The sequence below is a fragment of the Fontivita pretiosa genome (genome assembly GCF_050410795.1).
Classification (GTDB): Bacteria; Planctomycetota; Phycisphaerae; order Tepidisphaerales; family Tepidisphaeraceae; genus Fontivita; species Fontivita pretiosa.
The window spans coordinates 545,886-570,501 of record NZ_CP191258.1; the positions used below are offsets into that span (position 1 = coordinate 545,886).

At 64.6% G+C, this 24,616-nt stretch carries 18 protein-coding genes; 13 read left to right on the plus strand and 5 right to left on the minus strand.

Going from position 1 to position 24,616, the window contains the following annotated elements; all coding sequences use genetic code 11:
- Positions 1–3 precede the first annotated feature (3 nt).
- The 8 genes from ACQS5P_RS02145 (at position 4) to ACQS5P_RS02180 (ending at position 13,393) form a co-directional block, all read left to right on the plus strand.
- The gene (locus ACQS5P_RS02145; protein ID WP_428939257.1) at positions 4–2,949 is read left to right on the plus strand and encodes a glycoside hydrolase domain-containing protein; all 2,946 of its coding nucleotides are present in this window, start codon (positions 4–6) and stop codon (positions 2,947–2,949) included.
- Positions 2,946–5,150, plus strand: coding sequence for a beta-galactosidase trimerization domain-containing protein (locus ACQS5P_RS02150; RefSeq protein ID WP_428939258.1), 2,205 nt, complete (start codon positions 2,946–2,948; stop codon positions 5,148–5,150). Before ACQS5P_RS02145 ends, ACQS5P_RS02150 begins: the two co-directional genes overlap by 4 nt.
- A gap of 23 nt (positions 5,151–5,173) precedes the next feature.
- Positions 5,174–6,478, plus strand: a complete 1,305-nt coding sequence (locus ACQS5P_RS02155; protein WP_428939259.1) for a DegT/DnrJ/EryC1/StrS family aminotransferase — start codon at positions 5,174–5,176, stop codon at positions 6,476–6,478.
- A 2-nt stretch (positions 6,479–6,480) separates the two neighbouring features.
- The gene (locus ACQS5P_RS02160; protein ID WP_428939260.1) at positions 6,481–7,782 is read left to right on the plus strand and encodes a hypothetical protein; all 1,302 of its coding nucleotides are present in this window, start codon (positions 6,481–6,483) and stop codon (positions 7,780–7,782) included.
- Positions 7,779–8,708: a phosphodiester glycosidase family protein gene (locus ACQS5P_RS02165; RefSeq protein ID WP_428939261.1), complete on the plus strand. Its 930-nt coding sequence runs from the start codon at positions 7,779–7,781 to the stop codon at positions 8,706–8,708. Before ACQS5P_RS02160 ends, ACQS5P_RS02165 begins: the two co-directional genes overlap by 4 nt.
- A 58-nt stretch (positions 8,709–8,766) precedes the next feature.
- On the plus strand, positions 8,767–10,761 hold the full coding sequence (locus ACQS5P_RS02170) for a hypothetical protein (protein WP_428939262.1): 1,995 nt from the start codon (positions 8,767–8,769) through the stop codon (positions 10,759–10,761).
- Positions 10,762–10,958: 197 nt separating this feature from the next.
- On the plus strand, positions 10,959–12,236 hold the full coding sequence (locus tag ACQS5P_RS02175) for a serine/threonine-protein kinase (protein ID WP_428939263.1): 1,278 nt from the start codon (positions 10,959–10,961) through the stop codon (positions 12,234–12,236).
- A gap of 278 nt (positions 12,237–12,514) precedes the next feature.
- Positions 12,515–13,393: an NAD(P)-dependent oxidoreductase gene (locus tag ACQS5P_RS02180; RefSeq protein WP_428939264.1), complete on the plus strand. Its 879-nt coding sequence runs from the start codon at positions 12,515–12,517 to the stop codon at positions 13,391–13,393.
- Positions 13,394–13,453: 60 nt separating this feature from the next.
- Here the strand turns inward: ACQS5P_RS02180 and ACQS5P_RS02185 are convergent, their stop codons facing one another.
- Positions 13,454–14,308 (minus strand): deoxyribonuclease IV, encoded by an 855-nt coding sequence (locus ACQS5P_RS02185; RefSeq protein WP_428939265.1) that lies wholly within the window; start codon positions 14,306–14,308, stop codon positions 13,454–13,456.
- A gap of 228 nt (positions 14,309–14,536) precedes the next feature.
- On the opposite strand from ACQS5P_RS02185, the gene ACQS5P_RS02190 reads away from it, so the two are divergent.
- The 4 genes from ACQS5P_RS02190 (at position 14,537) to ACQS5P_RS02205 (ending at position 20,336) form a co-directional block, all read left to right on the plus strand.
- Entirely contained in the window at positions 14,537–15,646 is a 1,110-nt protein-coding gene (locus ACQS5P_RS02190) for an ABC transporter permease (protein ID WP_428939266.1), read from the plus strand.
- Complete coding sequence (gene yjfF / locus ACQS5P_RS02195; RefSeq protein WP_428939267.1) at positions 15,646–16,629, plus strand: galactofuranose ABC transporter, permease protein YjfF; 984 nt, start codon at positions 15,646–15,648, stop codon at positions 16,627–16,629. Before ACQS5P_RS02190 ends, yjfF begins: the two co-directional genes overlap by 1 nt.
- Before the next feature lie 172 nt (positions 16,630–16,801).
- Positions 16,802–18,556: a GTPase gene (locus ACQS5P_RS02200; protein ID WP_428939268.1), complete on the plus strand. Its 1,755-nt coding sequence runs from the start codon at positions 16,802–16,804 to the stop codon at positions 18,554–18,556.
- 31 nt (positions 18,557–18,587) lie between these two features.
- Entirely contained in the window at positions 18,588–20,336 is a 1,749-nt protein-coding gene (locus ACQS5P_RS02205) for a GTPase domain-containing protein (protein WP_428939269.1), read from the plus strand.
- Here ACQS5P_RS02205 and ACQS5P_RS02210 read toward each other — a convergent pair.
- Positions 20,281–22,095, minus strand: coding sequence for a tetratricopeptide repeat protein (locus ACQS5P_RS02210; protein WP_428939270.1), 1,815 nt, complete (start codon positions 22,093–22,095; stop codon positions 20,281–20,283). The genes ACQS5P_RS02205 and ACQS5P_RS02210 overlap by 56 nt on opposite strands.
- A 62-nt stretch (positions 22,096–22,157) precedes the next feature.
- On the opposite strand from ACQS5P_RS02210, the gene ACQS5P_RS02215 reads away from it, so the two are divergent.
- Positions 22,158–22,805, plus strand: a complete 648-nt coding sequence (locus ACQS5P_RS02215; protein ID WP_428939271.1) for a hypothetical protein — start codon at positions 22,158–22,160, stop codon at positions 22,803–22,805.
- A 126-nt stretch (positions 22,806–22,931) separates the two neighbouring features.
- Here ACQS5P_RS02215 and ACQS5P_RS02220 read toward each other — a convergent pair whose 3' ends face one another.
- The 3 genes from ACQS5P_RS02220 to ACQS5P_RS02230 all read right to left on the minus strand — a co-directional run bounded on the left by ACQS5P_RS02220 (position 22,932) and on the right by ACQS5P_RS02230 (position 24,529).
- Positions 22,932–23,159 carry a DUF1328 family protein gene (locus ACQS5P_RS02220; protein ID WP_428939272.1) on the minus strand — a complete coding sequence of 76 codons (228 nt, stop codon included), beginning with the start codon at positions 23,157–23,159 and terminating at the stop codon, positions 22,932–22,934.
- Between the two features lie 123 nt (positions 23,160–23,282).
- Positions 23,283–23,918, minus strand: coding sequence for a hypothetical protein (locus tag ACQS5P_RS02225; RefSeq protein ID WP_428939273.1), 636 nt, complete (start codon positions 23,916–23,918; stop codon positions 23,283–23,285).
- 41 nt (positions 23,919–23,959) lie between these two features.
- The gene (locus tag ACQS5P_RS02230) at positions 23,960–24,529 is read right to left on the minus strand and encodes a phosphatase PAP2 family protein (RefSeq protein ID WP_428939274.1); all 570 of its coding nucleotides are present in this window, start codon (positions 24,527–24,529) and stop codon (positions 23,960–23,962) included.
- Positions 24,530–24,616: the final 87 nt, after the last annotated feature.

The window sequence follows — 24,616 nt, forward strand, 5'->3', positions numbered from 1 at the left end:
GCCATGTCTTTGCGAGCAATTCGGCAACTGATTGGCCTGGTCGCCGCCTGCGCTGTGGTCCTGTGCGTGATGAGCAGTCGCGCGCCGGCGGAGCTTGAGCCCGCTCAGGCGAGCTACCAGGTGACGCGCTGGCAGTTGCCATCAACGATGCAACCCGGGCAACGGATCGTCGGCAATGTGTCCGTAAAGGTTTTGGCGCCGGGCGCCGAGACGATCGCGCAGCCGAGGTTCTGGCTGGTCTCCAAGTCGCAGCCGCAGCGGGCGTTTGCCGTGCCCGATCGTCAGACGACGCCGTGGGACTGGCCGGCGAAGCGCACCGCGGGCCAGGTGCTCAATGTTTCGGTGACGATCGACGTGCCGGAGGATATGTCGCCGGGCCCGGCGCAGGTGCTGTTCCGCGTCGGCCACGGAGGCGACGAGTCGCATTTCGCGCAGATACTGGACGAACAGGGGGCGCTGCTGGGGGAGGCGGCGCGGCGTGACGTGATGATCGACGGAGGAGCCGGGACGGACGATGCCGCTGCCGACGTCAGCACTGCCAGCGACGACGTGCCGCTGCTGGTCCGCAGGATCAAGCCCCCGACGATCGATGGGATCGTCAGCGCTGATGAGTGGAAAGACGCCGCGGTCGTCAGCGAGTTCGTCGAGAACAGCGGCAGCGGGAAGCCCGCGGCACAGACGCGCGCCCGCATCGGGTACGACGATGCGAATCTTTACGTCGCTTTCGAGTGTGACGAGCCGCAACTGCCACAGGCGGCGCGGGCCAGGTTCCAGCAGCCGCGAGATGCGTCGGTGTGGGACAACGAGTGCGTTGAGCTGCTGATCAGCCCGCGTGATGATCGCGCCGGATACCTGCACTTCATCATTGATATCCTGAATCAGCGATATGACGCGATCGGGGAGGACCCGTGGGGATTCAACCCGCCGTGGCAGTCGGCCACGAAGCTGGACAACGGCCGCTGGTCGGCAGAGCTGGCGATCTCGTTCGCGTCGCTGGGCGTGGGGCCGCCAGCCAGCGGGCAGCGATGGTTCGCCAATCTCTGCCGCGAGCGAAAGGCGGTGGAGGAGCTGAGCGCCTGGCGTGCGGCACGCGGGGCGTTCGCCTCGCCGGGAACCTTTGGCAGTTGGGTGTTCGGATCTTTGAAGAGCTACCTGGCCGACACCGCCTCGGAGTTCGTGGCGCCGGCGCGTGGCTGGCCGAAGGAACTGGAAACTGAAGCGGCGGCGCTGGGCAAGCAGTTCGAAGGATGGCGCGCGAGATTGAGTGAGGCGGCGGACGATATGTCGCCCGAAGAGTATCGCCGCTTCAGCCTTGAGCTGGCCGAGCTTCGCCGGCAGCACGCCAAGCTGCAACTCGCCGCCGCCAGGGCATCAGGCATCAGCTTCGCCGTGGCGCGGGGCTGGCCATATCAACAGTTCAGCGGCGAGGCATCGAAGCTCGATCAACCGATCGGACCGGTCGAGCTGACAATGCTTCGGGACGAGTGGGTGGATCTGGCCTTCAACCTGACCAACCATACCGACAAGCCCATCGTGCTGCGGTGCATGACGTATCACGGCGATGCTGACGAAAAGACGGCGTATATGCGTCCCGGGATCCCGGGGCTGACGACGCTGTGGCAGCAAGCGACGGCCGTGGCAGCCGGCGACGGGCGCGTCGTTCACGATGCGCTGGTTCCCAGCCAGGCCGGGACGATCCAGCTTGCACCCGCGCAGACGACACAGGCGTGGCTGAGCCTGCACGTGCCCGCCGACGCGACGGCCAGCTCGTTCGCCGGGTATTTTCAGATCAAGCCGATCGACGGCACGGCTGGCGAGCCGGTTTCGGCGCCGATCCGCATTCGTGTGGTGCCGATCAGGCTCACGCAGAATCCGCCGCTGCACGGCTTCACGTGGAACTTCGCCGGCGAGATCGAATCGAATCGCGCCTGGTGGCGGGCACATCTGGAGGACCTGGCGGCACACGGGATCGATACGTGCATGATCTCGTCGCTGAACCATCTGCCGCGCGTGCAGGCCCAGCCCGACGGCAGCATGCCCGACAAGCTCGACTTCACCAGGCTCGATCGCCTGCTCGACGCCACCGCCGGGCTGTTCCGGCTCTACTGGATCAACATGGACATCTTCGAGAAGGCGTCGATCCGGACCGACCTGATCGGGCTGGAGTTCGGCACGCCGCAGTACGAGCGAGCGTTCAAGGCATGGCTGCGGATGGTGCTGGCGCACCTCGAAAAACGCGGCATCGGCCGCGAGCGGTTCATGATCAATCCGTACGACGAGTCGGTGGACGAGCGATGCCGGCTGCTGGCGCGATGGATCAAGGAGGTTGATTCGCAGATCAGGATCGTGATCGACTCCAGCACGCCGGACCTGGCGGTGGCGCGGGAGATGGACGCCGTCACGGACGTGTGGGTGCCGCACTACAGGCAGTTCTTCCCGGCGGAGATGCAGCCGTTCCATGAGCTGATCACCCGCGCGGGCAAACCGCGATGGGTGTACTGGTACAGCGAGGGCAGCGCCGAAAAGGGACAGGACCCGGCGCGCTATTACCTGGCGAAGTTCTGGTGGGCGTTCGACAACGACGTCACCGGCATCGGCTACTGGGCGCAGCAGTATTACGGCGATCCGTGGTATCGCAAGGACTGGGCCAAGTCCTACGACACGGCGCTGTGGTACCCGACAGAGGGCGGCGTGCTGCCGTCGCGGCGGTGGCAGGCGTGGCGACAGGGGTGGCAGGACTACCTGCTGCTGGCACTGGCGCGGCAGCAGTTGCGCGATCGCAACGATGCCGCGGGGCTGGCCACACTGAAGGATCACGTCAGGCAGGTGGTGGATTTTCCGGGCGATCCGCTGCGGGCCGAGCGGGCCCGAAAGTGGCTCAAGTCGGTGCTCGCGGATTCACCGACTGCGACACGCGCAACCGGCGTGAAGGAGACCGCGGGACGATGAGCGCTTCGACGGTCGTCAACAGTACCGAGCCGGCGGGCAGCAGTGCCCCGCCTGCGGACAGGCTGCCCTGGTGGCGGCGCGAACCGCTGTCGATTGTCGAGCTGGCTGACGCGCTGCACGTCGCGAAGTTTGGCCGGCGAGGGTTTGACCCGCAGCGCAGCATCGCGCGGATGGTCGAGCTGCACGCCACCGCCGCCCACGTTTTTCCGCTTGGCTGTCATCTCGACGGAAACGTGCTGCTTTTCAGGCACAATTCGCCGGGCGATCCGCCGGCCGCGTTCGATTACCTTCAGGAGTGGCTGGAGCTTTCGCGCCCCGCGGGGCTGCGGACGATCGTCTACTTCAACGTCCACAGCGTCAAAGCTCACCACGCCCGCAAGCATCCCGACTGGCAACAACGCCGCATCGACGGATCGGCCAGGGAAAACGTCTACAACGTCGAATCGACTTTTTGCGTGAACAGCCCCTGGCGAAACTGGGTCTTCGATCGCCTGCGCGAGCTGTGCATCTATCCGATCGATGGGATCTTCTTCGATGGGCCGGTCGTCTTCGACGATTGCTGCTACTGCGAGCACTGTCGGCGGCTCTTCCAGGGGCAATTTGGGGTCGCGATGCCCCCCACCGACGCGCTGGATCACGAGCATTTCGCGTCACTGGTGGAGTTCCGATCCGACAGTCTGGCGAACTTTGTTCGCGACAGCCGGAAAGTCATCCGCGAGTTTGGCGATGAGCTGCTGTTCTACGTCAACGCCAACCCGCTTTATCCATCCCGCATCCACGCGCGCGACAACCGCAAGCTCGCCGATCATGTGGACATCCTGGCTTCCGAGGGCGGGTTCCTCGGCGGCGACCTGATGAGCGAGAACCCCCTGTGGAAGGTAAGTCTTAACGCCAAGCTGCTGGAGGCGCAGGCGTCGGCCGCGGGCGTGCCGCACCTGGTCTTCGACTGCGTTACGCATACGCCGTGGACCAGCTACTCGCTTCCCGCGACGGAGGCGACGCTGCTGTGGGCCTCCAGCGTCGCCCACGGCGCCGGCACGTGGATGAGCTGCTACCGCGACGCGATGGACCGACCGGGGCTGCGCGCCATCGGGCCGCTTTATCATTTCGCCCGGCAGCATCCGCGCGAGCTGTTTGACACGCGTTCGCTGGCGGACGTGGCGATTCTGGTGTCTGATGCGACGCTGAACTACTATCGCGGGGCGGATGTGCCGCAGACGGACCTGGCCATCGAGCGCCGCAACATCGTCGCGGGGAACGTTACCCATGAACTGTACGGCTGGTATTCGGTGCTGTGGTCATCACAGGTGCCGTTCGATCTGATCGACGATCGATCGCTTGTGCGCGGCAGCCTGGATCGCTACCGCCTGATCATCCTGCCCAACAGCGCATGCCTGAGCGATCCATGCACGCACAGGCTGCTGGAGTTCATTCGCCGCGGCGGCAACGTCATCGCCACCTTTGAGACGGGCCTGTACGACCAGCGCGGTCGGCGACGCTCGCGCGGCGCGCTCGATGAAGCGTTTGGCGTGACGCGCGCCGGCGGAGGAATCTCGCCCCCGCGCCAGTGGGATTACCTCTTCGATCACACTCGCCCGTATCGCGACTCGCCGCTGGAGCTGTGCGTGCCTTCGCCAGGCTTTGCCCTGAGCGTCGCCACCGATTCGCGGGCCGAGGTGCTGATGACCTTCAGCACCCCTCTGGCGGATCGATATGTCGATCTGGCCGAAGACTCGGGGCAGGCGGCGGTTGTTCGACATCGCTTTGGCCAGGGCCAGTGTGTCTATTTTGCCTGCGACTTCGGGGCCGCGCTGCGGGCGTGGCGGATTCCCGAGCATCTGGCGCTGGTGCGCGAACTGGTCTGGCAACTGGCCCGGCCGCGCGTGCGGATTGAGGGCGCCTCGCCGTGCCTGGAGGTCTCGCTGCGTGCCACGCGCGACGGCCAAGGCGTGCTGCTGCATCTGGTGAACTACGACGGCGGGATGACGCGTCCGATGCAGCGTGTCCTGCCGCTGAATGATCTGACGATAGGCGTGCGTGAACTGGGCACTGTTCGCGCCGCTGAAACACTGTGGAAGCCGCGGCGCCTGAGTATGGCCGCGGACGGGCAGTGGACAACGATCCAACTGCCCCGGCTGGACGAGTACGAAATCGTGCGCTTCATCCTCGAAATCGATCAGAAGCCGCGCGGGCTGGGATGAACTTTAATGCAAAGGAATCTGTAATGGCCAAGCTGGCACTGCTGGGAGGAAAACCGATTCATGACTTCCATTGGCCGACGTGGCCAATCTGGGACGACGCCGAGCGCAACGCGCTCAGCGACGTGCTGGAGTCGGGCAAGTGGTGGTATGGGCAGCGTGTGGCGGAATTTGAATCGCGGTTCGCCGCGTTCCAGGACGCGCGCTTCGGCATCACCACGACCAACGGCACCACGGCGCTGGAGATTGCCCTGCGGGCTCTGGGGGTGGGGCCGGGGGATGAGGTCATCGTTCCGCCGTACACCTTCATCGCCACCGTCAGCGCCGTGATCGCGGTGGGGGCTTCGCCGGTCTTTGCGGATATCCACCCGGATACATTGTGCATCGACCCGGCGGACGTGCAGCGCAAGCTCACGCCGCGCACCCGCGTGATCGTTCCGGTGCATCTGGCCGGGCATGTGGCCGACATGGACGCCCTGCGCGACATCGCCAGCACCGCGGGCGTGCGAATCCTGGAAGACGCCTGCCACTCCTGGGGTAGCAAGTGGCGGGGCCAGGGCACCGGCGCCATCGGCGACTGCGGCGTGTTCAGCTTCCAGGCTTCCAAGAACATGACCAGCGGCGAGGGTGGCATCATCCTGACCAACAACGAGGAGCTGGCCGACACCTGCCGCTCGTTGACCAACTGCGGCCGGCTGAAGAACTCCAGGTGGTATGAGCACGGGATGGTGGGGACCAACGCGAGGATGAACGAATTTCAGGCGGCGCTGCTGCTGGCGCAGCTTTCACGGGTGGAGCAGCACATCGAGATCCGCCGCCGCAATGCCCTGCTGCTCAACGAGCTGCTGCGTCCGCTGCCGGGCGTGCGAGTGTTCGATGACGATCCGCGGATCACGCGCCGCGCCTATCACCTGTACACCTTCCAGCTCGACGAGCGCAGGCTGGGCATTTCACGGCAGCAGTTCCTGGACGCGCTGGCGGCCGAGGGCGTGCCTGCCTCCGGCGGGTATCCCATCCCCCTGTACAAGCAGCCCTGCTTCCAGCCGCTGGAGCCATCCAACGGCCAGGCGCTTTCGCCCGGCGACAAGTTCCGCCCCAAGCGTGGCTCGGCGCTGGATTTCTCCGCCGTGCATTGCCCCGTCAGCGAGCGAGTCTGTCGCGAGGTCTGCTGGTTTACGCACGTGCTGCTGCTGGCCGACGAGCCGACGATCCGCGCCGCGGCGGCGGCGGTGGCGAAGGTGATCGACAATGTCCACGAGCTGAAGGCACCGCACGTGACCGTGTTCGCCGCCAGAAAATCGTCATCCGCCACGGCAACCGCCAAAGGATGAGCATGAGCCTGCTGATCGGCACATCCTGGCGCAACATCACGCCTCAGCCGGGCGTGGAGCTGAGCGGCTTCCTGTATCGGGTTCAGCCGTCGCTGGGCGCCCACGATCCGCTGAAGCTGCGATGCGTCTACCTGGTCGATGGTGATCGCCGGCTGCTCTGGCTGCACGCCGATCTCATCGGCCTGGACTCGACGTTCGTCACCTCGCTGCGACAGTGGGTTCAGAGACGACTTGGACTGTCACCGCATCAGCTCGTGCTCTCGACCACGCACACCCACTCCGGCCCGGCGACGGTGCGGCTGATCGGCTGTGGAGAGCCGGATCCGCGGTATGTTGGTCAGCTTCACATCGAGTTCGAGCGAGCGGCACTGGAAGCGGTCAGTGCGACCGAGCCGGTGACGCTGTTGGCGGCGACGGGCAAGTGCGAGTTGGGGATCGACCGTCGGCGGACGGCAAGCGCGCATGTCGATCATCGCGTTGGTCTGGTCGGACTGCGGCGGCGCGACGGCAGCTTCGCGGCGATCATTGCGAATTATGCGATGCACAACGTCGCACTGGGGCATCAGAACCGACTGATCAGCGCCGACCTCTTCGGACACGCGGCCGAGCGAGCATCAGCACTGCTGCCGGGCCAGCCGACGGTGCTGTTCACCGCCGGCGCCGCGGCCAACGTCAATCCGCCGCGCACCGGCGTTGATTTCCCGCAGGTGCAGGCCTGGGGCGAGCAGCTTGCGCGCAGTGTTGTCGAAGCGATCAGCGAAGGCCAAGAGGATGCCGCTTCGCCCCTGCTGCGGTCGGCCGCGCAGCGCATCGAGCTTCCGCTTCACTCGCCGGACCATGCCTGGATCGAACACGTATCGGAGTGTGCAAAGGGGCAAGTGCAGGGGCGAGACGACGATGAGTCAAAGCGTTATCGCACCGCCGTCGATGTTTGGGCAAATGAAATGCGCAACGCCTTGGCCCGCCGAGCCGTGCCCACTTCCGCAGCCGTCGAGCTTCAGGCGATCGCGCTGGGACACAGCAGCTTCCTGTGCATCAACGCGGAGATCTTCTCGCGCCTGGCCGACGAGCTTCGCGCGGCGCTGGAACAGGATCGCTGCTGGGTCGTCGGCTACGCCAACGGGCTGATCGGTTACGTCCCCACGCCCAAGGCACTCGACGAGGGCGGCTACGAGGTGGAGCACGCGTTCATTTTTTATGGCGGCCTGCCGCTGCGGCGCGGCGCCTTCGAGGCGATCCGCGATCGCGCCGTGGAACTGCTGGGATCGCTTCAGAGCCAACGGCTGGCGGAATGTGCCCGATGAATTGCACCAGTCGCATCATGCTCGGGTTGCTGACGCTGCTGATCTCACCGGCGGCGCGTGCGCAGACCACGCGCCCGGCAACCATGCCGGTGATTGGCGAGCGGATCAGCCATCCGTTTCCCGGCGTGAGATACGTCCATCGCACGATCGGCTCGCCGCGGCTGGTGGACCTGCACATCGTCCAGATCGACCTGCGCACGCCGGGGCTGCGATTCAGCATCACCGAACCGAACGGCGCTGATGCTCCTGGCGAAACGACGGCCGAGACCACGCGGCAGTACCTCAGCCGCGTCGGGGCACAGATTGCCATCAACGCAAGCTCCGACTTTGCTGATCCGGCAGGCCAGCAGTACCGCAATCACTACTACGTTCTGGTATCCGGCGGCCAGAGAGTTTCGCCATTCAAGTACGGCGAGTCGGCGATTCACATCAGCAGGGACAACGTCGCGACCGTGGTCGATCAGGACCCTTCCGACCGCGCCGCCGGAACACACGGTTACCGCTGCGTGCCGCCGATCGAGCCGCTGTACATCGCCGTCGGCGCCAAGAACCGCATCCTGGCTGATGGAATCAACGTCGGCGGAGTCGAATACAACGGCGTCGATTTCCGCAGGAACTGCTCGGGGCATCTGCCCCTGCCGCGAACCGCCGTCGGCGTGTCGCGCGACGGACGGAAGCTGATTCTGCTTGTGGTCGATGGACGACAGCCCGGACACAGCCTGGGCATGACCACGCAGGAGCTTGGCCAGGTCATGCTCGAGCTCGGCGCCAGCGATGCGGTGAATCTCGATGGCGGCGGATCATCGACTCTGGTCTTTGCCGATCCGAACCCGCGCGTGCTCAACCGACCGTCGGATGGGCAAGAGCGCGCGGTTGGAGCGAATCTGGCCATTTTTGTTGGCGTGCCGCGCGGTGCGGAACGCTGAATCAAGATTGATCAACCCAGGACCCATTCACGAGCCACACTTGCTTGAGGAGGACACGATGCAACGCACGAAACGAATTCTGAGCGTCGCGATCACAGCGTCGGTGGGGACGATCATCGCCTCGACCGCCTCGAGGCTCCCCGCCGCCACCACCACCATCACCGGCAGCGCCAACTTCTTCCAGGTTGCCGCCGGACCGGGTGGCACGATTCCGATCACTGACTGGGGCGGGATTCCCGGCCGCCCGGACGTGGCGTATCCTGAGCTGGAGCTGCGCGAGTGGTGGGGTGGCGCCTCGAACATCCCCGAGAATGGCGCGTTCGACCAGCGCGTCTTTTTGCGGATCAACCTCTCGCAGGTTCCCGCCGGCAGCATCGTCACCGAGGCCAAGTTCAACCTTTTCTGGCTGGACACCTACGAGAGCGGCGCGCACTCGGATTATGTGGATCTCTGGTCGGTTGCCGATCGCGTCGAAAGCGGTGCCAACTACAACACCAGCAACGGCAGCACGCCCTGGACCGACGGCTTCATCGCGGGAGTCAACGGATATGCACGGACGGGTCCGGCCGGGAGGCATCTGGGGTTCCTCTGGCACTCCGCCGCCGCGCCTGCCGGCACGCCCTCCAAGCACATCATCGATCTGACCCAGGAGTACAAAGAGTTCGTCTCCGATGCCGGCGCGCTGGAGACTTATCTCACCCAACAGCTCGCCTCAACACAGGAGGCCAATTTTCAACTGTCCATCGGCAACGCCAACGCCGGCTGGCAACGCTTCATCGCCGCCTCCGATGACGGCACGTTCTGGGCGGATGCCGCAGGCAATCCCCTGTTTGCCAATCAGCCGTTTTTGACGCTGACCTATATTCCCGCCGGCTCGGGGATCTGGAACGTGGACAACGACGGCTCGTGGACGGTGGCCGGCAACTGGCAGTCCAACGTGCCGAACGCTCCCGGCGCCGAGGCGGTGTTCGGCGGCGCGATCACCGCGCCGCGAACCGTGACCGTCGATGCCCCGCAGACCGTCGGGGCGCTGAATTTCGACAACGTCAACACCTACACCATTGCCGGGCCGGGCACGCTCACGCTCGACGCGACCAGCGGCCCCGCAGGGATCAACGTCACCACAGGCTCGCACATCATCAGCGCGCCGATCGCGCTGGCGGATGATCTGACGGTCAATACGTCGGCGGGCAGCAGCGTGGCGATCACTGGCGCGATGGACGCCACCGCACGAAACATCACCAAGGACGGCGCGGGAGCCGCGCAGTTCCAGAACGTGCGCGCCAGCTCGCTGACCGTCGCCGCCGGCGCCGCAGCCATCAGCACCAAGCCCACCGCCAACAGCCCCGCCGGCACCAGCCGAGTGGCCAGCCTGGCGGTGGGCAGCGGCGCAAGACTGGACGTGAACAACAACAGCCTGATCGTCAACAGCGGCTCGCTGGCAACGGTGACCGCATCGATCAAGTCGGCCCTGGAGAATGGCGGGAACTTCGACTGGCTTGGGCCGGGCATCGGCAGCACGCAGGCCAATGTCCAGAACACCACCGCCGGAAGCTTCCTGTACGGGCTGGGCGTTGTGCTCAATGACCTGGCTCAGGTCGGTGGCAGCGGGCCAATCTACACGAGCTTCGCCGGGCAGACACTCACCGGTAATGAGATCCTGGTGAAGTTCACGTACTTTGGCGACGCCGATCTGAGTGGCTCGATCGACGCCACCGACTACTCGCTGATCGACAACGGGTATGTCAACAGCCTCAGTGGCTGGATCAATGGAGACTTCGACTACTCCGGCACGATCGACGCCACGGACTATGCGTTGATCGACAATGCGTACGTGAATCAGGCCGGTCCGCTCGCTGAAGCGCTCATTGCCGAGCATGCCCGGATGTTTGGCGGTGAATACCTGGCGGCGTTGCGAGCGGTGCAGTCGGGAGTTATTCCCGAGCCGGCGGCCGTGGGCATCTGCACCGTTGCTGTGGCACTGGCGGCGGGCGGACGGCCCGGGCGCCGACGCTTTTCTAACTCTCGCAGGGCAAATATGCTATATAATTGAAGCAGCGGTCGGAGATGCGACCGGCGTGCTTCCGTCGCAGTGCAAGTCGGGTGCTTGACACTGCCGGGTGAGGGTCTTAGCCTGACGCAACGGTTTGCCATCGACACGTAGCGCGGCGTGGTGCTGCGGGTGTCCGGGCAGGCAGACCGTGGCCGCGCTAAGCACGCAAGTCGCGCCGGCCGAGCGAGAGTTGTGGGATGCCACCGTCCTCGGACAGCAATGCCCTGGGTTTGTCCGCCAACCTCGACACCGAGGTCGGACGTGTTGTCCTCGAAACCGGGCTGGCCACCAAAACCGAAATCGAGTTCTGTCGCGAGCAGCAGAAACAGTCCTCGGATCCGAACCAGCGCAGCCTGGCCGATCTGCTGGTTGAAAACAACTTCATCACGATCAACCAGGCCAAGCGCATCCGCGCCCAACTGGAGGAACGTCGCAGCAGCAAGATCCCCGGCTACCAGATTCTGGAAAAGGTGGGCAAGGGAGCGATGGCGACGGTGTTCAAGGCCAGGCAACTGTCGCTGGATCGAATCGTCGCGATTAAGATCCTGCCCCGCCGGCTCAGCGAAAGCCCCGAGTTCGTCGAGCGTTTCTACAAGGAAGGCAAGGCCGCGGCGCGGCTCTCGCACAACAACATCGTGCAGGCGATCGACGTCGGCTCGACTCCCGACGGCTTCCATTACTTCGTGATGGAGTTTGTCGAGGGCAAGACGCTGTACGACATCATGCAGCCCCCGCCCATCGGAGAAGGCAAAACTACCTTCCCCGAGCACGAGGCTCTGGATATCGCGATTCAGATCGCCGACGCCCTGGCGCATGCCCACAAGCGCGGGCTGATCCATCGCGACGTCAAGCCCAAGAACATCATCCTCACCCCCCAGGGCGTGGCCAAGCTGACCGATCTGGGTCTGGCGCGCGCCATGGACGACAAACAGGCGGCGGAATCGGAAGCGGGCAAGGCATACGGCACGCCCTACTATATCAGCCCCGAACAGATCCGCGGAGAACTGGACATCGATTTCCGCGCCGATATCTACTCGCTGGGCGCGACGATGTACCACATGGTCACCGGTCGCCCCCCCTTCGAGGGCGACACGCCGTCGGCGGTCATGCACAAGCACCTCAAGCAGCCGCTGATTCCCCCCGATCACATCAATACCTCACTCAGTGCCGGAATCGGGGAAATCATCGAGACGGCGATGGCCAAGAACCGCGACGAACGCTACGCCAGCACCGAAGACATGCTGGAGGATCTGTGGGCGGTGCGTCGCGGCGAATCGCCCATCCACGCCCGCAAGGCCTTCGACGTCGATAAGATCGCCAAGATCGAGGAGACCGCCCGCACCGTCGACCTGGAGCCCCCCGCTGCCGAGCAGCAGCCCATCTGGATCCACCCCGTCGTGGTCACGCTGATCGCGCTGGGCGGGTTTTCCATCGTAGTGAACCTGATCCTCATCGTCGTGATGCTGACCCGTTAGCCGCATGCACAGCATGCACGCTGGAAGGTCTTACCTGAGCTTTCGGTATCTCAGAGGCCTTGCCCGTGCAAGCGGCCATCGCACAGGCGGGACGCCTGCGATACAGGCTGGCGATCCTGCTCGGATTGCTGTGCACCCGGGATCGCTTTTTGAACGACGCCGGTGCGAGCCCGCGATTTGGGCCACACCCTGTGCAATGAATCCGTCTCCCGGAGGTTGCACACTGAGAGTTCTGATCCTACTCTTGTCCTGTACGTTTCGCTTATTCCTGTTTGAACATGGCCAACGTTGCATTCATCGGTTTGGGAATCATGGGCGGTCCGATGGCAGGACACCTGCTGTCGGCGGGACATCAGATGCGGGTGCATACGCGTACGCGATCCAAGGCAGCCGGGCTGCTGGAGCGCGGCGCCCGCTGGGCCGACAGCCCCGCCGAAGCCGCCGACGGCGCTGATTTCGTGTTCGTGTGTGTTCCGGATACTCCGGATGTCCGCGAGGTGCTTACCGGACCGCGCGGCGTGATCCACAAGACCCGCCCGGGTCAGATCATCATCGATCACTCCACCATCTCTCCCATCGCCACACGGGAAATGTGCGAGCAGTTGGCGCGATGCGGGGCATATCTGCTGGACGCCCCGGTCAGCGGCGGAGATGTAGGCGCCCGACAGGCGACGCTGTCGATCATGGTCGGCGGCGAGCCGCACGCCTTCGAACGCGCCGAGCCGCTGCTGCGGTGCCTGGGCAAAACCATCACCTACTGCGGACGCAGCGGCAACGGCCAGCTCACCAAGCTGATGAACCAGATTCTGGTCGGCGGCACGCTGCTGGCCGTCTGCGAGGCGCTGGTCTTTGCTTCCAAGAACGGGCTGAATACCCGCACGGCGCTGGAAGCGGTCTCCGGGGGGGCCGCCTCGAGCTGGCAGCTTCAGAACCTGGGACCCAAGATTCTCAATGGCGACTTCCGTCCCGGTTTCATGATCGATCTGATCCAGAAGGATCTGCGACTGATCATCGAGTCGGCCGAAAAAAGCGGCACCTCCCTGCCCGGCGCGGCGCTGGTGCATCAGCTTTTCACCGCCGCCCAGGCCGCCGGTCATGGCCGTGAAGGGACTCAGGCTCTGTACAAGGTTCTGGAGAACCTGGCGTCGCTGCACTGACCATTCACCCCCCAGGCTCAGCTACTGCGGTCGCGGTGGGAGCGTCGTCGGCGGCCGCCATCACGCCAGCGAACGCAGCGTCTGGAGGTTGACTTCATCCCAGTCGCGTCCGTCGGCAGTCCTGGCCTTGGGGGTCTCCAGGATCTTGGGCACATCGCTGAACGCCTGGTCGCGCACGAACGGCCTGAATCCATTCAGTCCGATCAGTCCCTGTCCGATGTGATCATGCCGATCCACGCGACTTCCCAGCGGCTTTTTCGAGTCGTTCAGATGCAGCACTTTGATCCGCCGCAGGCCCACGGTCTTCTCGAGCTGCCTGCGAAACGCGGCGTATTTTCGCCCGCGAAAGTCGTATCCCGCCGCGAACAGATGCGCCGTGTCCAGGCACACGCCCAGTCTCGCCGCATGTCGTGAATGACTGATGATCTGGACCAGGTGCTCCAGCTTATACCCCAGCGAACTGCCCTGCCCCGCGGTGACTTCCAGACAGGTGATCACCTTGCAGGGTCCGACGGCGTCGTAGGCCAGGTCCAGTGCCTTCACGACCCGCCGCAGGCCCGCCTGCTCGCCGGCGCCAAGATGTGCTCCGGGGTGTGTCACGAGATATGGAATGCCCAGCAATCGGCACCGTCGAAGCTCCTCGATGAACAGCGACACGCTCCTTCGCCACATCTGCTCGTCCGGCGAGGCAAGGTTGATCAGGTAGCTGTCGTGGCTGACGATCTTGCCAAACTTCAGTTGTTTGTGGTGCCTGAGCCATTCGTCGATGGCCGCCTGCTCCAGTGGCCTGCATCGCCACTGTTGCTGGTTCTTGGTAAAGATCTGGGCCACGCAGCATTGCAGTTGTGCCGAGCGGATCAGAGCATTGTGCAGGCCGCCGGCAATGCTGGCATGGACGCCAAATGTGTCGGTCATGGAGCCTCGGCTTGATCTCAAATCGCCGCGGAATTTGCCCCGGAATCGTTGCCCTTGTGGTGCAATGGGACCGCTCAGCCCGCGGGGGTTGCTTCCGCGCCGCCCGGTGCAGAATACCGCGATCGTCGCAGGCGGGCAAAACCTCCCCGCCGCATGATGTCTGGACAGCCGCCCCGGGGGCAATGTAACTTCCGGCACCGGCTGGCCGGATGTGCGCTGCGGATCGTGATGACGACCACCACAACGCCGACGCTCGATCGTCCCCCCATCATCCCCGCGCCGAAACGGCGGTGGCGCCGCGGCGGCGCGCGGCTGCTCTGGCCGCTGCTGGCTCTGGGGCTGACCCTGCTCTACAACGGCCTGTTCACCTCCGGCTTCTTCCGCATCGAGCTGCGAGATGGCAAGCTGTTCGGCAGCCTGATCGACATCCTCAACCGCGGCAGTCCGGTCATGCTGTTGGGGCTTGGAATGACGCTGGTGATCGCCACAGGCGGGATTGATCTGTCGGTCGGCGCAGTGATGGCAATTGCCGGGGCGGTGGCGGCGATTCTGATCGTCCGGCCCGAGTACTCGCCGCTGTCGGTCATCGATGTCGGCGGCTCGGTGCCGCTGGCGGTGCTGCTGGCGATGCTGTGCGCGGGCGTCGCCGGATTGTTCAACGGAACGCTGGTGGCGCTGGTGGGCATGCAGCCGATTGTCGCGACGCTGATTCTCATGGTCGCCGGGCGGGGCGTTGCACAGCTTTTGACCGACGGACAGCACGTCTACATCAACAATCCGGCCTTTGAATTCATCGGCACCGGCACGTTTCTGTGGCTGCCGTTCCCCATCACGATCGTCGCATGCGCCGCCCTGCTGCTGGGGCTGCTGACCCGGGCCACAGCACTGGGGCTTTTTATCGAGTCGGTGGGCAGCAATCCGATCGCCAGCCGATACAGCGGCATCGACGCGCGCTCCGTGAAGCTGACGACGTACCTGCTCAGCGGGATCTGCGCTGCCGTGGCCGGGCTGATCGTCACGGCCGACATCCGCGACGCCGACGCCAACAACGTCGGGCTGTACCTCGAGCTGGATGCGATCCTGGCGGCGGCGATCGGTGGCACGTCCCTGTCGGGCGGCAGATTCTCCCTGCTGGGCACGATCATCGGCGCGCTGGTCATCCAGAGCCTGACCACCACCATCCTGACTCAGGGCGTCGATGCCGCCATGACCCGTGTGATCAAAGCCGGCGTGGTCGTGGCTGTGTGCATGCTGCAATCCGAAGTCGTACGGGCTGGCCTCTTCCGCCACATGAAGCGCATCATACGACTGCGCCAATCAACTCACTCATACACGTGATGCAACCGCCCGGTGTGTTCATTCTCTCCCTCCAGCGCATCCCGCTGATCGCAACCGCGGCCGTGTGCGTGCTGCTGTACGCAACCGCCTGCCTCCTGTATCCGGGGTTCTTCTCATTACTCGTGCTCAAGGACCTGCTGGCCGACAACGCCGTGCTCGGCGTGGCGGCGATCGGTGCAACCTTCGTCATCCTCAGCGGCGGTATCGACCTGTCCGTCGGGGCGGTCATCGGATGCGCCACCATCACCATGGCCGTGCTCATCGAGCGCGCCGGCATGCACCCGCTGATCGTGATCCCCCTGATCGTGCTGGCCGGAACCGCCTTCGGAGCCTCGATGGGCGCGCTGATTCACCTGTTCTCATTGCCGCCGTTCCTGGTGACCTTGGCGGGCCTGTTCTTCTGCCGCGGCTTGGGTCTGGTCATCAGCAAGGATTCAGTGGGCATCTCGCATCCGCTGTACACGCAACTGACAAGCTGGTCGATTCCGATGGGCCAGGGCGTGGCACTGCCGATGACTGCGGTGATCTTCCTGGTGGTGCTTGCCGTGGCGGTCTGGATCTCACTGTACACGTCGTTCGGGCGCAACGTCTATGCGATCGGCGGCAGCGAAAGCTCGGCGATGCTGATGGGCCTGCCTGTCGGGGCCACCAAAATCGGGGTCTATGCGATCAGCGGGTTGTGCTCGACGCTGGCGGCGGTGGTGTCGACGATCTACACCCCCAAGGGGTGGGCGCTGACCGGCACCGGCTTGGAGCTGGACGCGATCGCCGCTGTGGTGGTCGGCGGCACGCTGCTCAGCGGCGGCGTGGGATACGTCGCCGGCACACTGCTGGGCGTGATGATCTTCGGGATCATCCAGACCATGATCAACTTTCAGAACCTCAACTCCTGGTGGACCAGGATCGCCGTCGGCCTGCTGCTGCTGGGTTTCGTGCTGCTCCAGAAGCTCATCCAGCGACGCGACACAAGCCAGAGCTACTAACCGGGCCGTACCCGCAGCCCCGAACACCACGACTTTCCGGAGCGAGCAGGCAACGGCACAGTCCTGCCCCGGATCGGCGCAACGGACACTTGTGCATCACAGCCCGGTCGCACCGCGGCGGGATGGGGTCATTTGCCTTCAACTGCGATGGCCCGATAGACTGGCTGGACGCATGGCAATCCGCTCGGCGGCTGTCCGGTTCGAATCTGCGCTGGCATCGATCGACGATGTGTTGGCAGGCATCGACGCTGCAATCGCGGCCAGGTACCCGGCGATCGAGCGGCTGCGTGCCGATCTGGCGGCGGCGATGTTCCATCTGCGTCGCCCCAAAGACCTGCCGCCGCTGCTGGCAATCCTTGGCGGCACGGGCACCGGCAAGAGCACCCTGCTGAATCGCCTGACCGATTCCACCCTGGCGGCCACCAGCTTTCGCCGGACCTACACCGCCGGACCCATCGCCGTGACTTGCAATGCCTCTCACATTCCCCCCGGCTGGCTGGGCATTGCGCACGAGGTGGCGGACACGGCGCATCTGCCCGTGCGCGGCCGGCCGGACGTGCTCAGCGTGGTTCTTCATCGCCATCCGCTGACCGAGCACGTAACCCTCATCGACACACCCGATCTGGACGGAGACCAGCCCGCGCACCACGCCCAGGCCGACCGGGTCTTCCGCTGGGCTGACGCGGTGCTGTTTCTGGTCACGCCGGAAAAGTACCAGATGACCGAGCTGCTGCCGTATTACCGCCTGGCGCGGCGGTACGGGTTGCCAGCGCTGCATGTGATGAACAAGGCACAGGAGCAGCCGGAAGTGGATGATTACGCGGCGCAGCTCGGACAGGACTGTTGCGTGTTCGCGATTCCGCGTGATGACGCGGCCTACGAGCCGCCGGCTCATCAGAACCTTCAGTCGCTTCGCAGCGCCATTACGTCGCTGAGGATCGGCCCGCGGCAGCAGGCCAACGCACTGCGCGCCGCGGATCTGATGGATCGCCTGAGGGATCAGGTGATCGAGCCGCTGAAGGCCGACCGCAGCGAAGCCGACACACTCGTCGCGTCGCTGCGCGCGATGGAGATGCCGGCCCCGGGCGTGGATGTCAATCCGCTGACGATTCAGCTTCAGCGCCGGCTCCAGCAGCGCAGTGTGCTGTACCTGATGGGTCCCGGGCGGGTGCTGGATCGCGTGCGACAGGTTCCCGGGATGCTGGCGCGGCTGCCGCGGACCACGTGGGACTGGCTTCGCACCGGTCGAATTGGCACCGACGGCGGCGATGACCTGCCGCCGGATCTGTCGCGGGAGAACCCCAACTTTGCCCGGGCGCTGGTGGATCAGTTCACGGTCGTGCAGAGCCGGATTGACGACGTCGTGAGGCTCGGATCGCGCAGCGCACAGTGGATCGAGCAGGCGGCAGAGACGTACGCGAAAACCAGGCTGCCGGTGGAGCTGGCCGGGGCCATCGCCGCCGAGGAGATTGCTGCGCTTCAGCGGTGGCTGGAGAATCACTGGAACGCCACGCCGCGCGACACCGCCGTCCTGGAAAAGCTGCTGAAAGTTGTTCCCGGGGGCAAGCAACTGACGCGCTGGTCGGAGGCGGCGCCGTACATCCTGGCGATCGTGGTGGCGACGCATGGGGCGATGTTCGGGCCGATCGATCTGCTGATCCTTGGGGGCTGGAGTCTGGCAACGTGGCTGAGCGAAAAGCTGAGTAACGAGGTCGCCGCCCGTGCCCGTGCCGCCAACCATGCCATCGCCACGCGATTCACCGAGCTTGCCCACCGCCAGATCGAGCAGACCTGCGCCTGGCTGGATGCACAGGCCGTGCCGGGTAAGACGATCGCCCGGCTCGAATCCCTTGCTGACACGGTTTCGGAGGCAGCGCAGGCCACAAGCAGCGTCGCTGTCGCTGCGACAAGTCCGGCTGAAGACTGAAAGTCACGGGTACAAGATCGCGGTAGAGCTTATGTCCGATGAAGCTCGACAACTGGTTGAAGAGACGATCGCCCTCACGGGCGCTTCGCCGCCGGCGCTGCTGGAGGAAGATGCGCCCGTGCTCTGCGGCGAGCCGGCCGGGGGGATGTATCTCATCGGGCTGGTCGGCGGCAAGGATGTGGGAAAGAGCAGCCTGGTCAACGCGCTGGTCGGGCAGGCGATTACGTCGCCAGCCTCGCACGGCGCGGGCACGCAGATCGTCGTCGCGTATGCTCATGCTTCGGTGAGCGATGAGCTGAAGCTGCTGCTGGATCGCGAGGTACCCGGGCGATACAGGATCGTGCCGCACCACATCGACGCGCTGCAACGGCAAGTGCTCCTGGACCTTCCCGACATCGACAGCAGGTACAGCGATCATGTGCAGATCACCCGGCGAATGCTGCGTCACATGCTCTACCCGCTGTGGATCCAGAGCATCGAAAAGTACGCCGATCGCGCGCCGCAGGAACTGCTGCGCGCCGTGGCCGAGGGAAACGACCCGGCGAATTTCGTGTTCTGCCTGAACAAGATCGACCAACTGGTCGCGCGCGAAGGTACGTCAGCGGCTGATGAATTGCGGCGGGACTATGCCCAGCGCATTGCGCGGGTTCTGGAGCTGCCTTCCCCACCACGCGTGTTCGCCATCAGCGCGATCCACCCGGATGATCACGAACTTCCGGAATTGCGGGACATGCTGGCGACGGCGCGGCCGCAGCAGAGCGTGACAACGGCGCGCGAGCTGGCGGCGCGGCGGCAGGATCGATCGCTGCTGGCCTGGCTCGACAAGCAGAAACTTGACCAGCGCGCCGAGCAGCTTGCGCGCCTTGATCGCGAGGCGGGCGAGCTGGCGGCGGCGCGAATCGCCCAGCCCCTGCTCGAAGTGGCGATCCCCAGACTGCTGGATGATCCGGGACAGCGATTGGCGCTGCTGGAGCCGGCGGTGCGGGCGCGGCTGTCGCGCTGGCCGATCATCAGTGCGATCGACACGCTGCTGTGGCCGCTGGTCGCGATCGTACAGCGCAACCTGGGGTCTGCCGCTGGCAGTCCAGCGGCCGGCGTCAACCCGGATGCCTACCTGGACCCCACGCAGTCACTGGCGGCATCGATTCAGGCGACGTTCGCGCAGCTTCAGCAGTCGCATCCGCTGGTCGGCGAGCTGTATCGCGACCGCAGGTTGTGGGAGCCGCTGGCCGCCGAGCACGCCGCTGGCGAGCTGCGCCGGCGATTCGGCTCGGTCCTGCAGCGCCAGCGCAGCGAGCTTGCCCGCCAGGCATCATCCCCATGGGGCCTGCTTCTGGCTCCGTGGCGATGGCTGCTGACCATCGGCGCGGTGCTGTGGTTCCCGATCGTTCAACCGATCCTTTCGGTGATGCTCCAGCAGGATTCGTGGCAGTTCTCGAAGCGTACGCTGCGGGTGATCGTAGACGTGCTGAGCGTCGGGCACCTGCTTCAGTGCGTAACGTTTCTGATGCTCTGGTTCGCGATTTTGTGGGTATTGCTCCGCTGGCAGGCGCAGCGGCGCATCGGCCGGCGGATCGAGCGATACAACGCGGCACAAGCCGACGAGCAACTGAGCCTGACCGGCCAGACCCTTCAGTGGCTGGATGAGCTTCTGGAGCCAATCCACCAGCGGCGGGAGCGGTTCTCCGCTCTGGCGCAGCGCCTGGCCGACCTGCGCGGCAGGCTCATCGCCTCAGGATCTGCCGAGTCAGCTCGGGCCGAAGTTGCAGCGCCGTCCTGAACGATTGCTCGGCCGCGTCCATCTGCCCCATCTGGCGCTGTGCGATTCCCAGCCGCAACCATGCTTCGGCGTGCCGCGGATCGCCCTGCACCGCAAGGCGCAAGTGATGCGCCGCCTCGTCGTATCTTCCGGCGGCGATCAGGGCGCCGCCCAGGCGAAAGTTCGCATCGACATAATTCGGATCGATGTCGAGCGCCTTGCGGTAGTACTCGATGGCACGGTCAAGGTCGCTGCTTCGCTCGTAGACCTGGCCGATCGTCAACAGGATGGGTGGGAATCTGGGCGAAAGCTCCAGCGCGCGGTTCAGGTGGGCCAGGGCCTTGTCGATCTGGTTGCGTCGCGCATAGACGATGCCGGCGTTGAGGTTGGTCTCGGCGATGTTGGGATCGAGGTCGTAGGCGGCGAGGTAGTGCTGTTCGGCTTCGGCGTAGAGGCGCGAGTCTCCGCTGCGGTCGGCGGCGGCAACAAGGGCGTGGGCCAGATTGGTGTGGACCATCCAGGAGTCAGGATTTTTTGTCAGCGTGTCGCGCCACAGCGTAAGCGGATCGCTGTAGACGGGGGTTCTCATCGCCGTCAGCGCCGCCAGGGGGATCAGCAGGATAACCGCGGATTTGGACAAGAGTTTCCACGCAGTCGCCGCCAGCAGCGCGATCATCGCGGCCGAGGCGTGATACTGGAAGTGATCGGCGACGAAGGAGAATCGCATCGGGTAGACGTTGACAAACCCGAGGGCGGGGAAGAGCAGGCCGCAGAAGAGCATGACCGCCGCCGCCGGCCCGCGTCCGAGGCGCTTCTGCGCCGCGACCAGCGCGATCACCGCGACCAGAACCATCGCGGGAAACAGCCACTGCCACCACACGCCCGGATCGATCCGCCAGCGGGGATAGATGAATGCCAGCGGCCAGGGTACCAGCAGCTTCTGCACGTAGAAGACGATGACCCTTCCGGCGATGAGGATGCGATCCAGGGGCGAGAGGTCGAACTCGGCGATGGTCGCAGCGCTGGCGCCGACGTGGGTGTGCTCGAGGTAGGCTGTGAGCAGGCCCATCGCGATGCCGAGGATGAAAAATGGCGTGAGCGGGAGCACGTCGCGGCGGAGTTCGATTCGGCCGCGCTTCCACCAGAAGATCACGAGAATGGCCGCCGGCAGCGTCGCGGTGACGGATTTGCTCAAGAGAGCGGCGATGAACAGGGCAAACGAGATGGCGTAGTGGCGTATGTCATGAACAGTCGTGTGGCGCGCGATCTGCGCATCGTCAGATCGTCCGATCGTTCCATCAAGCCGAAGATAGGCCAGGGTCGCCAGCAGCGCAAACAAACCGGACAGGACATTTTTCCTCTCGGTGATCCAGGCGACGGATTCGACCTGAACGGGGTGAAGCGCGAAGATCGCCGCCGCCAGCCAGGCACCGGGCACGTCAAGCACTCGCAGCAATCGCCACAGCAGCAGCGAGCTTGCGATGTGCAGCAGGACGTTGGTGAGGTGATACCCGGTGGGATTCAGTCCCCAGAGGTGATACTCGATCCAGAATGTGGTGTGGACCATCGGATACCACTGCGGCAGCGAGCGGGGACTGGTCCAGATGCGCAACAGTCCGGGCAGGTCACGCAGGGTGGGGTTATTTACGACGTGCTCGGGATCATCCCAGATAAACTCGCCCCTGATCGCGGGCCAGTAGACCGCGAAGGCGACGCAGGCGATGATGGCGGCGCCAAGCAGCGTCGGCGGGTCGATCCACGAAGCTTTGACTTTCTTCATCGGCACGCGTGCAATGAATATCGCCGCCAGGGGCCTGTTTTGCCAACTTACCGGGAGAAGCGATGAAGCTGATCGGCAGTTTGCTGATGGGAGTGTTGATGCTCGCCTCGACGACGGCGCCGAACAACGCGCCGACAGATGCTGATGCCCTGGCCGAGGCGGTGATGAAGGCCAGCGGCGCCCAAGTCTGGCCGAGGGTCACGCGGATCAGGTTCACCTTCGGCGGCCGAAACCAACACGACTGGGACGTGCGGAACATGACCGACACCGTGACCTGGAAGGATCAGTCCGGCGCCACAAAGACGGTTACCGTGAACATCCTCAATCCCGGCGACGATCCCGACGCCAAAGCCGCTTTTGCGCGATGGACGAATGACACGTATTGGCTGCTGGCGCCATTGAAGCTGAAGGATCCGGGGGTGATTCGCACGCTCAAAGAGCCGGCCGAGATCGATGGCAAGGTGCACTGGGTGCTGAATCTGAGCTTTCGGGGCGTTGGTCTGACGCCGAACGATCAATATGACCTGTACATCGATCCGCAGACACATCTGGTCAGGGCGTGGGACTTCATTCGTGAGGGCAAGCGAACCCGCCATACATGGGAAGGCTATCGCGACTTCAATGGGCTGATGCTCTCAACGGAACACGACACCGGCCGGGGGAAGCTGGTGATCAGTGAGATTGAAGTAAGCGTGGAGGCGAAAGGATAACAGGGCCGCGTTCTTTGTTCTGCCTTCACCTCTGCTACAAGCAACCGACCGCAACGCGTGCAAGGAGAACGCGCTGCGGCCGGTGCCAAGTCACAAAGCGATAGCGATGCACTGCGGGTGGCGCCATCAGGCGGCGCGGTTCACCAGGCCGACGATCACGAAGATGATCGCCAGCACCAGGAACACAAACAGCAGGGTTCGTCCGATGCCTGCGCTCATGCCTGCCACACCCCGCGCGCCCAGCACATAGGCGATGATCGCGATGATGAAGAAGACGATGGCCAGCCAGACGAGGTTGGGGATCGCCTGAGCAAGCAGGCCTGCGGAACCGAGCGTGGCAAGCGCTGTCAACATGACGTTCTCCTTGAGTTGGGAGCGGGCGGTTACGACACCATGTCGCGACCGACCCGACCCGAGGTTACCGGCCCTATGTGGGAGCTTCGGGTGCAAAGGGTGTGCCGGGTGTTACGGGCTGCTTCACCGCTGAACCGTCGGCCAGAGCGCTACGCTGCACAGGCGGTGACCAATGCGGTCGAGGATCGGGACGCTGCGGACGTGCCGGAAGCCTGCCAGCACTTCCTTCATCGCCAGCACGTTCTCAAACAGCTCCAGATCCTTGTCCAGTATCTGCTGCGATTCGTTGAAAACGATCAGCACCAGCCCCGCTGACTTGATCAGTGGGTCGGCCTCCATCTTCTGAAGATCCTCCACGACCCTGGTTCGCCACTGGGCGCCATAGCCGCCATGACGCACTCCTCCTTCGCGAAACTGGTAGGCGACTTTGACTTCGAGCCACAGCGCCTCGTCCGGTCCGGCCAAATCGGTTGGGTCAAAAAGTGTCGGCGGAGCCGAATCCAGGCGCAGCGGTCGGCCTTTGGGTGTGAGCACCAGGTCGCATCGCCTGCGGTGGCTGAGTTTCCTGCCGAACGTGGAGGGGTAATGCACTTCGCGGGCGACTTCATAATGCTGGCGCAATCCCTCGGCCAGCAACGCGTGCATGGCCAGCTCGTCCTTTGCATCCAGACCGTAGACCGCCTGCTCCAGGCGCAGGGCCGATTCGGCCTGGGCGATTGTGTGCCCGAGTTGATCGGCGAGGGTTGAAAAATCCCACATCAGCAAAGGATGAAGGCAAGGGGATGAAGGATCAAGCACTTTTACACGCCGAAGGCCTTGAGGACGGCCCAGGCGGCGGCGTAACCGAGCGCGATGCCCCCCACCACGTCGCTGGGCCAGTGGGCGTCCAGCACGTATCGCAACGCGGCGGTGATCAGGGCCAAAGTCCAGAAGGTGATGGCGGCGGCGGGATAGAAGTGCGCCAGCGCAACGGTCAGGGCCACGGCGCAGGCGCTGTGGCTGGAGGGAAAACTCTCGCGATGGTTGGCGTGCCTGAGGCTGGGTCCGAGAAACCGTCCGGCGTGCTCGCGATTGGGACGAACGCGCCCAACCAGGCGCTTGATGACGAAGGCGGAGACGGAGGCTGCGGAGACCGCGGCAATCAGCGGGATGATGGCATGGCGACGGGACGGATCAAGCTGAAAGATCAGCGCCGCCGCCGCCAGCGTTGCCACCGCCTGCCCGTACTGCGCCAGCCACTGTGTCTCGCGTTTGACATCTCCTTTGAACGAGAGCTGGAGCGTCGTCGGGACTCCCAGTCGTTCCAGGACCATCAGGATCCCACAGGCGGCAAGCAGGCCGATCAGCAGAACCAGGTTCATTTCGTGCATGTCGTGCGGCGTAGGATGCGGGCGACGACCCGTCGGGTCAAGCGCGGGATCATTCGCGGGCCATTGGTGGCGGGCGATGCAGCGGTT